Source organism: Kitasatospora sp. MY 5-36 (genome assembly GCF_001182915.1).
Taxonomy (GTDB): Bacteria; Actinomycetota; Actinomycetes; order Streptomycetales; family Streptomycetaceae; genus Kitasatospora.
Genome location: NZ_LFVW01000242.1, coordinates 1 through 13832 on the forward strand (window position 1 = coordinate 1; position 13832 = coordinate 13832).

Annotated in this window: 1 pseudogene; it reads right to left on the reverse strand. The window is 72.6% G+C overall.

The features are described from left to right. A pseudogene (locus tag AE652_RS17545) lies at positions 1 to 13817 on the reverse strand (glycosyltransferase); the annotation flags it as partial. Between the last annotated feature and the right edge of the window lie 15 nt (positions 13818 to 13832).

Here is a 13832-nt window from a genome sequence, read left to right on the forward strand (position 1 = left end):
GCGGGCGGCTGCGGCGCGGCCTGCTGCTGGGGTGTGCCGCGGGTCGGCGCGGTGGTGCCGGCCGTCGTGCCGTCGGTGCCGTCGGTGCCGTCGGTGCCGCCGGTCGGCGCGTGGAACTGCCGGCCGGGTGCCTGACCGGCCTGGCCGTCGGCCGTCTCCTCCTGTCCGGTCGCCTCCTGTCCGGTCGCCTCCTCCTCTTCGGTCGCCTGCTGCTGCCCCGCCGGTGCCGCGGTGGGCACCGTCGCGGCGGGCGGCGGCACGTCCTCGGGCCGCAGCATGCGCACCCGTTCCACGCCCGGCCTGGGCTTGGCCTCCTCCACCCTGACCAGCAGGCTGTCGGACCACGGCGGGAGGACGACCGGAGTACCGACCGGCTTCGTCGCCCCGTCGTACTTCTGGACGGTGCGCCACTGCACCCGCTCCCGCAGCTCGGGATGCCGGGCCAGGAAACCGATCACCGTGTCCCAGAGCAGATCGGGCCGCGGGTGCCGGCCGACCCGCGCGGCCACCTCGCTCAGAGCCAACTTACCGCTCTGGTAGGAGAGTTCGCGGATCAGCGTGTTGATGATGCGACGGGCCGCCAGCAGCGTGGCCTCGCGGTCGGGCACCTCGGGCAACTGGACGGCCGCCACCGGCCGCTCCCGCGGCACCCAGGTGTTCCCGGTGCCGATCTCGAAGATCTCCGAGGGGACCAGCGGGAGCGCTTCAGGGCCGTCGAGCCCCAGGCCGTGCGCCAGGTCCGCCCAGATGTTGACACCGGTCCCGCTCAGGTACAGGACCGCGTTCTTCTCCCCGTCGTCCGTGTGGCGCTGCGCCTCGGCGGGGACCTTCCCCACCCACTCCTCCGCCTCCTCGAACTCCTCGGCGGTGATGCGCGCCCGGTCGCGGGACTGGAAGTACATCCCGCGGACGGTGTTCTCGTGCGAGCTGCGCAGGTAGTTACGGCGCAGCACCTCCAGGTGCTGCTCCACACCCGGGTGCCTGGCCGGGGCGATCAGCACCGCGTTCGCCATGCCCGCGTTGCCGACCTTCGCGACGGCGAAGCTCCGCCGGGCGTTGACGATCCGCTCGACCACCGGGGCGGGGTCGGCCTGGAGCCGGTTGTCGCCGTCGGTGTAGACCCCGCCGAACCGGCGGAGGACCTCCAGTCGCAGGATGTCGCTGGCCGAGGCGTACCCCTGCCCCAGGCCCTTGGCGGTCTCCATCTTGTAGGCCGCTTCGAGGCTCATCGGCGCCTCGGCCGAGAAGACCTCGTCGACGTTGACCAGCACCACATTCCCGTGCGGTCGGGTCCCCGCCCACGCCACCATGGCGCGTACGGTGGCGAGTTCGGGCGTGTCCCGGTCCGTCTCCGCGGCCGCCCTGGCCTCGGCGACCCGCGCACGGGTGACATCCGTCCAGATCACATGGATGAACCCCCGGCCCGGGCCGTCCGCCGAGTCCTGCACATTGGTCATGAACGGGCCGGTGTGCTCGTTGTCCATCGACAACGGGCCGCCAAGCCAGATCGAGTGCACCAGGCGGGGGATGCGCACCCGCTTCCGCCCGAACGCCGGACCGGTACTCCGCGACATCGTCTGGAACCGTCCGGACTCGACGACCGAACCCTGCTCCAGGCCCAGGGCCTCCGGGGCGAGCCCCTCGGCCGTCGGCGCCGTTCCGCTCGCCAGGTCCAGCGCCCGGAAGAACGCCACCCGGGACTCGGACTTCAACTTCCCGTAGTCGTACCCCTGGAGGAACTCCGGGGCGGCCGGGACGACCCGGTCACCGAACACGTCCGGACCCAGCAGACCCACCGGCGCCACCGACGCCTGCGGAACCCCGGGCATCAGGCCGATCAGCTCGTCGATCAACTCCTGGGCCGTGAAAGGCGCCTCCGGCTGGACGACGGTCGACACCTGCGCCTGGGTCGACCCCGACCCCTCGCCCTGGTTCCCGGGGTACTGGGGCTGCCGCGAACGCGCGATCGCCTCCTCCAGATCAAGCCGCTCCAGGTCGTCCAGGTCCTCCTCGGCGGCCTCGTCGACCCTGCCCTTGCCCTTGTCCGTACGGGAGTTCGCGGCCGGGAGCTCGCCCTCCTCCTCGCCCTCGACGTCCGTCTCCTCGACGCCCGTCATCGCGACGTCCGTCGAACTCTGCGACGGCACCAGGGGAACGCTGGCACGCGGCGCCGGGCCCGCCTCGGAGGCGCCCATCGACTCGTCCGAGGCCTGGGCGGACTCAACGCCGTTCGGGGTGAAGCGGATCCAGGCACCCGGCGTACCGTCGGCGGCCGGGTACATCAGGAACCCGGCGTCCGCGTCCAGGTCGATCGACAGCGCCGCGATCCTCCCCGTCGGCGCCCACACCACCCGACCCGTCGCGTCCGCAACCTCCTGCGCCAGCGACAACCCGCCGTCCGAAGCGGGCAGCGCCGCGTCGCACGCGGCCAGCACGATCTCGTCACCCGCCGCCAACTGCTGAATGCTGGGCCTGCGCCGCAACGTCCGGGCCAGACCCGTCGCCGTGACCTTCACCGTACCGACCGGACCGGACAGCGGCAGCACCGCGAAGTCCCGGTTGCCGTGCAGCAGCGCGAGGTAACGCCGTCCACCGGTGCCCCACGGCACCTTCCGGTACCCGATGACCTCCTGCCCCTGCCCGTCGACCTCCAGCAGCCACCGCCGGCCCAGGTCGAAACTCCTCAACACCGCGCGCCGCTGCGCGAGTTCGTCATCGGCGTGGAAGGCCCGACCCTGCGGCAGACCCGTCCCCGGCGCCACGATGGTCAAGCTCTGGACATCGCCCAACCGCACGCTGCCGCCACCGACCAGCGGCAGCTCCAGCTCCGCGTCCCACAACTCACCCGGTTCCACGGTGCCCGGCACCACCGGACTGTGGACCACCGGCGCCACGGACTGGTCCACCGGACGGGAACGCCCGAAGAGGTTCTTCCAGCGTGACGGGGCCGAGGCCTTGACCTTGGTCCACAAGTCATTCAGGCCCCCCTGCACCTCGTGCAGGGCCCCGAGCGCGGCGGCCAGTTGCTCCTGCTCCTCCGGTAGCAGACGCTCCAGCCCGTTCGGCGGCTCGGCCACCTGCGCGGTCGCGACCCTGTCCCGTTCGCCCCCGTAGGCCCGGTGCAGCCGCTGCCTCAGGTTCAGAGCCAGGAGATAGGCATCCACCAGCCTCTGGCCGAGCGCCGCCGGCAGCACCCGCGCCGCGATCAGCTCCTCCAGCCGCTCGCCGGTGCCGAGCCGCCACGGCGTCTCCGGCTTCGCCACCGCCCGGTACGCGGCATACAGGTGCCGCGTGGCGACGGTCAACTGCCGCATGAAGTCGGCCTTGACGTCCACACTGTTCACCTGCGCCAGGGTCTCCGGGCGCACGAGACCGGCGAACCCGTCCCGCAGGGCGAGCCACTCCGACTCGGGGTCGAGGCGCTGGCCCCGCTCCTCCGTGAACCTCCGGAACAGGTCCCGCTGGCCCTCCCGCGACGTGACGGCGGCGGGGGCGCCGGTGAGCGGCGCCAGCTCGATCAACCGGGTGTCGTGCATGACACCGTGCTTGGGCTGCGGCTCCTCGCCCGGAGCGGCGAGCGAGAACTCCAGTACGGCCTCGGGGTCGAAGACCGCCAGGTTGGGGTTGAACCACAGGATGTCGGCCTGGAACGGTGCCGGCACCGTCCCGTTCACCGGCAGGAACGCACGAGCCAGGTCCAGCCAGCCCGCCGCCAGGTTGGTCAGCGACCCCAGCCACACCGCGTCCGCCTGGGCGCCGAGCAGACCGAAGTCCAGGTCGGCGGCCGGCGTCAGGTCGGTGCGGCCGTAGCCCGCCACCGCCACCACCGCGTACGGCGCGCTGGGTTCACCCCGCATCGACTCACGGGCCCACCCGACCGCGTCCGCCATGATGCCGTCGGCGAACGTGGTCAACCGCCTGGCGAGGTCACGCGGGGACTCCCCCGCGGCCGCCACCGGCACCTCGTCCCGGATCTGCTGAGCCGCGAGGAGCACCGTCACCAGCAGCGCCACCATCGGCTGCTCGCCGGGCTGAAGGCCGTCCCGCAACGCCTGGGCCAGCAGCCGGAGCACGTCCAGGCGCTGCGCCTGACCCAGCCCGGCGAATGCCTGCTGGAAGACACCCATCTGCAGGGCCCGGCCGACACCCTGCCGGTCCTCCGCGCCCGCACCGCTCTCGTCCAGCGCCGCGACCAGGTCGTCCAGGCGCGCGCCGATCGCGGCCCGCTCCGCCTCACCCTCGCCTGCGGCGACCAACTGCTCACGGGCCCGGTCCAGGTCGGTCACCGCCGGGACCACGCCATCGACGGACTGAGTCGGTACCTGGAGCAACCCCGCCACGGCCCCCGTCGCGGCGGGCGGCGGCACCTCCCCGGGCGCCAGCATGCGCACCCGCTCGACATCCGACCCGGCGGTGACCCCCGCCACCGGCTCGGACGCGGGCACCAGGAGACCGGCGGACCACGGCGGGAGCGCCACCGGCTGGTCGGCCGGCCCGGTTCCCGCGCCGACCTTCCGGACGGTGCGCCACCGCACCAGGTCCCGCAGCTCGGGGTGCCGGGCCAGGAACCCGATCACCGTGTCCCACAGCAGCTCGGGACGCGGATGCCGGGCGACCCTCGCCGCCACCTCGCTCAGCGCCAACTTCCCGTTCTGGTACACCAGTTCACGGATCAGCGTGTTGATGATGCGACGGGCCGCCAGCAGCGTCGCCGCGCGGTCGGGCACCTCGGGCAGCTGGGCGCCCGGCACCGCCGACGGCCTCGGCGGCACCCAGGTGTTCCCGACCCCGATCTCGAACACGCCCCGCTCGACCACGGGAAGCGCACCGGGGCCGCTGAGCCCCAGGCCGTGCGCCAGGTCCGCCCAGATGTTGACACCGGTCCCGCTCAGGTGGAGGACCGCGTTCTTCTCGTTCTCCTCCGTGTGGTTCTGGACCCAGACCGGGGGCCCCGCCACCACGTCCGCCTGCTGGAAGTTGGCCTCGGTGTTGTCCTCCTGCCCCCGGGGCCGGAAGTACTCCCCGCGGAAAGTGTTCTGGTGCGAACTGCGCTGGTAGTTGCTTCGCAGCACCCTGAGGTGCTCCTGCACGGCCGTGTTCCCGGCCGGGGCGATCAGCACCGCGTTCGCCAGGCCGCCCCTGGCGGTCGTGCCGTTCCTGGCGCCCGGCGCATCCGCCAGACTGGCCGTGGCGACGGCGAAGTGCCGCTTGGAGTCGGCGATCCTCCTGACCTCGGGAACGGGGTTCTTCAACAGCCGGTTGTCGCCGTCGGTGTAGACCCCGCCGAACCGGTCCAGGACCTCCAGCCGCAGGATGTCGCTCGCCGAGGCGTACCCCTGCCCCAACCCCTTGGCGGTCTCCATCTTGTAGGCCGCTTCGAGGCTCATCGGCGCCTCGGCCGAGAAGACCTCGTCGACGTTGACCAGCACCACGTTCCGGTGCGTCCGGCTCCTCGCCCACGCCACCATCGCCCGTACGGTGGCGAGTTCGGGCGTGTCGCCGTCCGTCCCCAGGGCCGCCGCAGCCTCGGCGACCCGCGCACGGGTGCCGTCCGTCCAGATCACATGGGTGAACTCCCGGCCGAGACCGTCGGCCGATTCCTGCACGTTCGCCATGAAGGGGCCGGTGTGCGCGTTGCCCGCCGACAACGGGCCGCCCAGCCAGATCGAGTGCACCAGCTGCGGAATGCGCACCCGCTTCGGCAGGTGCATCGACCCCGACCTGCGACGCACCGTCTGGAGCGCCCCGGACTCGATGACGGACTCCGGGTCCTGGCCCAGGGCCTTCGGGGCGAGCCCCTCGGCCGTCGGCATCGCCGCCTCGCTCGCCAGGTCCAGCGCCCGGAAGAACGCCGTCCGGGACTCCGACTTCAACTGGTCGTAGCCGTACCCCTGGAGGAACTCCGGGGCGGGCGGGACCACCCGGTCGCCGAACAGGTCCGGCCCCAGCATGGCCTCCAGCGGATCCGCGGGCGCCGCCGGCGCCTGCGGGCCGCCGGGCATCAGGCTGACCAGCTCGTCGATCAACTCCTGGGCGGTGAAGGGTGGTTCCGGCGCCTGCGCCTGCGCCTGGGTCGACCCTTCTCCCTGATTCTCGGGGAGAAGGGGCTGCTCCTCCACAACGTCCGTCGTCGCGACGCCCGTCGAGCTCTGGGACGGCACCTGGGGAGCCGTGCCACGCGACACCGGGCCCGCCTCGGAAGCGCCCACCGGCTCGCCCGAGGCCTGGGCGGACTCAACGCCGTTCGGGGTGAAGCGGATCCAGGCACCCGGCGTACCGTCGGCGGCCGGATACATCAGGAACCCGGCGTCCGCGTCCAGGTCGGTCGACAGCGCCGCGATCTTCCCCGTCGGCGCCCACACCACCCGGCCGGTAGCGTTCGCCACCTCCTGCGCCAACGACGGCCCGCCATCCGAGGCCGGCAGCGCCGCATCGCACGCGGCCAGCACGATCTCGTCACCCGCCGCCAACTGCTGGACACTCGGCCGGCGCCGCAGCGTCCGGGCCAGCCCGGTAGCAGTGACCTTCACCGTACCGACCGGGCCGGACAGCGGCAGGACCGCGAAGTCCCGGTTCCCGTGCACCAACGCGAGGTAACGCCGCCCACCCGTTCCCCACGGCACCTTCCGGTACCCGGTGACCTCCTGGCCCTGCCCGTCGACCTCCAGCAGCCAACGCCGCCCCAGATCGAAACTCCTCAACACCTCACGCCGCTGCGTGAGTTCGTCCTCCGTGTGGAACGCCCGACCCTGCGGAAGGCCCGTCCCCGGTGCCACGATGGTCAAGCTCTGGACGTCACCGAGGCGCACACTGCCGCCACCGACCAGCGGCAGCTCCAGCTCCGCGTCCCACAACTCACCCGGCTCGACCGTGTCCGGCACCAGGCCGACGGACTGGTCCGCCACCGGATGGCGCCCGAACAGGTTCTTCCAGCGCGACGGAGCCTGGGCCGGGGGCCTGACCTTGACCCACAGGGCGTCGAGGCTCCCCTCCAGATCACGCAGGGCCCCGAGCGCGACGGCCAACTGCTCCTGCTCCTGCGGCAGCAGGCGCTCCAGCCCGTTCAGCGGCCCGGCCGCCGCCACCGTCGCGACCTTGTCCTGCTCACCCCCGTACGCCCGGTGCAGCCGCTGCCGCAGACTCAGGGCCAACCTGTAGGCGTCCACCAGCCTCTGGCCGAGCGCCGCCGGCAGCACCCGCGCCGTGATCAGCTCCTCCAGCCGCTCGCCGGTGCTGAGCCGCCACTCCGTCTCCGGCTTCGCCACCGCCCGGTAAGCGGCATAGAGGTGCCGCGTGGCGACCGTCAACTGCCGCATGAAGTCGGCCTTGACGTCGACGGTGTTCGCCTGCGCCAGCGTCTCCGGACGCCGGAGACGGTCGAACGCCTCCCGCAGGGCGATCCACTCCACCTCGGGGTCGAGGCGCCAGCCCCGCTCCTCCGTGAACGTCCGGAAGAGCTCCCGCTGGCCCTCCCGCGACGTGACGGCCGCGAGGGCACCGGGCAGCTGCGCCAGCTCGATCAGCCGCGTGTCGTGCATGACACCGTGTGTGGGCCCCGGCTCACCTCCCGGACCGGCGAGCGCGAACTCCAGCACGGCCTCCGGGTCGAAGACCACCAGGTTGGGGTTGAACCACAGGATGTCGGCCTGGAACGGCGCCGACACCGTCCCGTTCACCGGCAGGAACTGGCGGGCCAGGTCCAGCCAGCCCGCCGCCAGCTTGGTCAGCGACTCCAGCCACACCGCGTCCTGCTGGGAACCGAGCAGACCGAAGTCCAGGTCGGCGGCCGGCGTCAGATCGGTACGGCCGTAACCGGCCACCGCCACCACCGCGTACGGCGCGGTGGCCTCACCCCGCATCGACTCACGGGCCCAGGCGACCGCGTCCGCCATGATGCCGTCGGCGAACCCGGTCAACCGCCTGGCGAGGTCACGCGGGGACTCCCCCGCGGCCGCCACCGGCACCTCGTCCCGGATCTGCTGAGCCGCGAGGAGCACCGTCACCAGCAGCGCCACCATCGGCTGCGCCCCGGGCCGCAGACCGTCCAGCAGGGCCTGGGCCAGCAGCTGGAGCACGCCCAGACGCTGCGTCTGCCCCAGGTCGGCGAAGGCCTGCCGGAAGGGCCCCATCTGCAAGGCCGTGCCGACGCCCTGCCGGTCCTCCGCGCTCGCGCCGCTCCCGTCCAAGGCCGCGACCAGCCGGTCCAGGCCCGCACCGATCGCGGCCCGCTCCCCCGCATCCGCACCCACGGCGACCAGCAGTTCACGGGCACGGTCCAGCTCGGACTGCTCCTGAACGACGGTCTCCACCACTGTGGCGACGCCGTCGACGGACTGGGTGGGAACCTGGAGCAGCCCCGCCGCGGGTACCGTCGAGGCGGGCGGCGCCACAGTCTCGGGCGCCACCATGCGCACCCGCTCGACGCCCGCCCTGGGCTTGGCCTCCTCCACCCTGACCAGCAGGCTGTCGGACCACGGCGGGAGGACGACCGGACTGCCGGTCGGCTTCGTCGCCCCGTCAAGCTTCTGGACGGTGCGCCACTGCACCCGTTCCCTCAGCTCGGGGTGGTGCGCCAGGAAGCCGATCACCGTGTCCCAGAGCAGATCGGGCCGCGGGTGCCGGGCGACCCTCGCCGCCACCTCGCTCAGCGCCAACTTTCCGCTCTGGTAGGAGAGTTCGCGGATCAGCGTGTTGATGATGCGACGGGCCGCCAGCAGCGTGGCCTCGCGGTCGGGCACCTCGGGAAGCCGGACGGCCGCCGCCGGCTGCTCCCGCGGCACCCAGGTGTTCCCGACCCCGATCTCGAACACGCCCCGCTCGACCAGGGGGAGCGCGTCGGGACCCTTGAGCCCCAGGCCGCGGGCCAGGTCCGCCCAGATGTTGACACCGGTCCCGCTCAGGTAGAGGACCGCGTTCTTCTCGTTGTCCTCCGTGTGGCGCGGCACCTCGACCGGGAGCTTCTTGACCCAGTCGTCCGCCTCCCGGAAATCGTCACCGGTGATACGCGCCCGGTCCCGGTACTGGAAATAGCCCCCGCGGACGGAGTTCTCGTGCGAACTGCGCAGGTAGTTGTGGCGCAGCACCTCCAGGTGCTGCTGCACGCCACGGTGGCCGGCCGGGGCGATCAGCACCGCGTTCGCCAGGCCGCCCTTGGTGGTCCTGGTGCTCCTGGTGATTCCGGTGGTCGCGCCGGTCGCGGCGCTCGTACCGGTCGTGCCGGTCGGCGCCGTGTCCGCGATGCTGGCCGAGGCGACGGCGAAGCCCGGCCCGGCGTCGACGATCCTCTGGACCTCCTGGACGAGGTCGGCCTGGAGCCGGTTGTCGCCGTCGGTGTAGACCCCGCCGAACCGGTCCAGGACCTCCAGCCGCAGGATGTCACTCGCTGAGGCGTACCCCTGCCCGAGACCCTTGGCGGTCTCCATCTTGTAGGCCGCTTCGAGGCTCATCGGCGCCTCGGCCGAGAAGACCTCGTCGACGTTGACCAGCACCACGTTCTGGTGCCGGCGGGCCTTCGCCCACTCCACCATGGCGCGTACGGTGATGAGTTCGGGCGTGTCCCGGTCCGTCCCCGCAGCCGCCCGGGCCTCGGCGACCCGCGCACGGGTGACGTCCGTCCAGATCACATGGGTGAATCCCTGGCCGAGACCGTCGGCCGAGTCCTGCACGTTGGTCATGAACGGACCGGTGTGCTCGTTGTCCATCGACAACGGACCACCCAGCCAGATCGAGTGCACCAGGCGGGGGATGCGCACCCGCTTCGGCAGACGTACCGAACCGGTACTCCGCGGCATCGTCTGGAACCGTCCGGCCTCGACCACGGACTCCGGGTCCAGGCCAAGGGCCGCCGGAGCGAGCCCCGCGGCCGTCGGCGCCGTTCCGCTCGCCAGGTCCAGCGCCCGGAAGAACGCCACCCGGGACTCCGACTTCAACTTCCCGTAGTCGTAACCCCGGAGGAACTCCGGCGCGGCCGGGACCACCCGGTCACCGAACACGTCCGGACCCAGCAGACCCACCGGCGCCACCGACGCCTGCGGAACCCCGGGCATCAGGCCGATCAGCTCGTCGATCAACTCCTGGGCCGTGAAAGGCGCCTCCGGCTGGACGACGGTCGACACCTGCGCCTGGGTCGACCCCGACCCCTCGCCCTGGTTCCCGGGGTACTGGGGCTGCCGCGAACGCGCGATCGCCTCCTCCAGATCAAGCTGCTCCAGGTCGTCCAGGTCCTCCAGGCCGTCCGAGTCCTCCGCGAACTCGAAGTTCTCCTCCTCGACGTCCTCGACGTCCTCGACGGCCCTGCCCTTGCCCTTGTCCGTACGGGAGTTCGCGGCCGGGAGCTCGTCCTCCTCCTCGCCCTCGGAGGTCTCCTCGACGTCCGTCATCACGACACCCGTCGAGCTCTGGGACGGCACCTGGGGGGCCGTGCCACGCGACACCGGGCCCGCCTCGGAAGCGCCCACCGACTCGTCCGAGGCCTGGGCGGACTCAACGCCGTTCGGGGTGAAGCGGATCCAGGCACCCGGCGTGCCGTCGGCCGCCGGATACATCAGGAAGCCCGCGTCCGCGTCCAGGTCGGTCGACAGCGCCGCGATCCTCCCGGTCGGCGCCCACACCACCCGACCCGTCGCGTTCGCCACCTCCTGCGCCAGCGACGGCCCGCCATCCGAAGCGGGCAGCGCCGCGTCACACGCGGCCAGCACGATCTCGTCACCCGCCGCCAACTGCTGGACACTCGGCCGGCGCCGCAGCGTCCGGGCCAGCCCGGTAGCAGTGACCTTCACCGTACCGACCGGGCCGGACAGCGGCAGCACCGCGAAGTCCCGGTTGCCGTGCAGCAGGGCGAGGTAACGCCGACCGCCCGTCCCCCACGGCACCTTCCGGTACCCCGTCACCACACGTCCCTGCCCGTCGACCTCCAGCAGCCACCGCCGCCCCAGGTCGAAGTTCCTCAACACCTCACGCCGCTGCGCGAGTTCGTCCTCCGTATGGAACGCCCGCCCCTGCGGCAGACCCGTCTCCGGCGCCACGATGGTCAGACTCTGCACATCACCCAGCCGCACACTGCCGCCACCGACCAGCGGCAGCTCCAGCTCCGCGTCCCACAACTCACCCGGCTCGACCGTGTCCGGCACCAGGCCGACGGACTGGTCCGCCATCGGACGGCGCCCGAACAGGGTCTTCCAGCGCGACGGCGCCGAGGACTGAACCTTGGACCACAGGGCGCCGAGGCTCCCCTGCACCTCGTGCAGCACCCCGATCGCGGCCGCCAACTGCTCCTGCTCCTCGGGCAGCAGGCGCTCCAGCCCGTTCGGCGGCTCGGCCACCTGGGCCGTCGCGACCTCGTCCCGCTCACCCCCGTACGCCTGGTGCAACCGCTGCCGCAGACTCAGGCCGAGCACATAGGCGTCCACCAGCTGTCGGCCGAGCGGCCCCGACAGCACCTTCCCCGCGATCAGCTCCTCCAGCCGCTCGCCGGTGCTGAGCCGCCACGGCGTCTCCGGCTTCGCCACCGCCCGGTACGCCGCATACAGGTGCCGTGTGGCGACTGTCAGTTGGCGCATCAAGCCGGTCTTGACGTTGACGCTGTTCACCTGCGCCAGAGTCTCCGGACGCGGGAGGCCGGCGAGCGACTCCCGCAGGGCGGCCCACTCCACCTCGGCGTCGCCGCGCCCGCTCCGCTCCTGGGCGAACCTCCGGAAGAGCTCCCGCTGGCCCTCGTGCGACGTGAAGGCGGCGAGGGCGCCGGTGAGCGGCGCCAGCTCGATCAGCCGGGTGTCGTGCATGACACCGTGCTTGGGCGTCAGCTCGTCCGCCGAAGCGGCGAGCGCGTGCTCCAGCACGGCCTCCGGGTCGAAGACCGCCAGATTGGGGTTGAACCACATGATGTCGGCCTGGAACGGCGCCGCCGCCGACCCGTTCACCGGCAGGAACTGGCGGGCCAGGTCCAGCCAGCCGGCCGCCAGGTTGGTCAGCGACCGCAGCCAGGCCGCGTCCGCCTGGGCGCCGAGCAGACCGAAGTCCAGGTCGGCGGCCGGCGTCAGGTCGGTGCGGCCGTAGCCCGCCACCGCCACCACCGCGTACGGCGCGGTCGGAACACCCCGCATCGACTCACGGGCCCAGGCGACCGCGCCCGCGAGGATCCCGTCGGCGAACGTGGTCAACCGCCTGGCGAGGTCGCGCGGGGACTCCCCCGCGGCCGCCACCGGCACCTCGTCCCGGATCTGCTGAGCCGCGAGGAGCACCGTCACCAGCAGCGCCAGCATCGGCTGCGCGCCGGGCTCCAGCCCGTCCCGCAGCGCCTGCGCCAGCAGCCGGAGCACCTCCAGACGCTGCGCCTGGCCCAGCCCGGCGAACGCCTGCTGGAAGGAACCCATCTGCAAGGCCGTGCCGACACCCTGCCGGGCCTCCGCACCCGCACCGATCTCGTCCAGCGCCGCGACCAGGTCGTCCAGGCGCGCGCCGATCGCGGCCTGCTCCTCCGCCCCCGCGCCCACGGCGGCCAGCTGTTCGCGGGCCCGGTCCAGGTCGGTCACCGCCGGGACCACACCGTCGACGGCCTGGGTGGGGACCTGGAGCACCCCCGTCGCGGCGGGCGGCGGCACCTCCTCGGGCGCCAGCATGCGCACCCGCTCGACACCCCGCCCGGTCTTGATCCCCTCGACCTCCCCGGGCTCGGGCACCAGGAGGCCGGCGGACCACGGCGGGAGCGGCACCGGGGCGCCGATCGGCCTCGTCCCCGCGTCGTACTTCTGGACGGTGCGCCACTGCACCCGCGTCCGCAGCTCGGGGTGGCCGGCCAGGAAGCCGATCACCGTGTCCCACAGCAACGCGGGCTGCGGGTGCCGGGCGACCCGCGCGGCCACCTCGCTCAGCGCCAACTTGCCGTTCTGGTAGGAGAGTTCGCGGATCAGCGTGTTGATGATGTTCCGGGCCGCCAGCAGTGTCGCCGCGCGGTCGGGCACCTCGGGCTGCTGGTCGCCCTCCGCCGGCTCCGCCTCCGCGGCCGGCTGCTCGCGCGGCACCCAGGGGTTCCCGACCCCGATCTCGAACACACCCGGCTCGACCACCGGGAGCCTGCCGGGCCCCTTGAGCCCCAGGCCGTGCGCCAGGTCCGCCCAGATGTTGATGCCGGTCCCGCTCAGGTAGAGGACCGCGTTCTTGTCCCGCTCCTCCGTGTGGCCCTGCACCCAGACGGGGTCCTCCCCCGCCATCTTGTCCGCCTCGCGGAAGTCGGTCTTGGACACGGACATCCGGTCCAGGTACTGGAAGTAGCCTCCGCGGACGGTGTTCTCGTGCGAGCTGCGCAGGTAGTTGCGGCGCAGCACCTCCAGGTGCTGCCGCACGGCGCGGTGCCCGGCCGGGGCGATCAGCACCGCGTTCGCCATGCCGGCGTTGCCGACCTTGGCGACGGCGAAGCCCTGGTCGGATTCGACGATCCGCCGGACCGCCGGGGTGGGGTCGGTCCGGAGGCGGTTGTCGCCGTCGGTGTAGATCCCGCCGAACCGGCCGAGGACCTCCAGTCGCAGGATGTCGCTCGCCGAGGCGTACCCCTGCCCGAGGCGCTTCGCCGTCTCCATCTTGTAGGCCGCTTCGAGGCCCATCGGCGCCTCGGCCGAGAAGACCTCGTCGACGTTGACCAGCACCACGTTCCGGTGCGTCCGGCTCCTCGCCCACGCCACCATCGCCCGTACGGTGGCGAGTTCGGGCGTGTCGTCGCCCGTCCCCTCGGCCGCCCTGGCCTCGGCGACCCGGGCACGGGTGACATCCGTCCAGATCACATGGGTGAACTCCTGGCCCGGACCGTCCGCCGAGTCCTGCACATTGGTCATGAACGG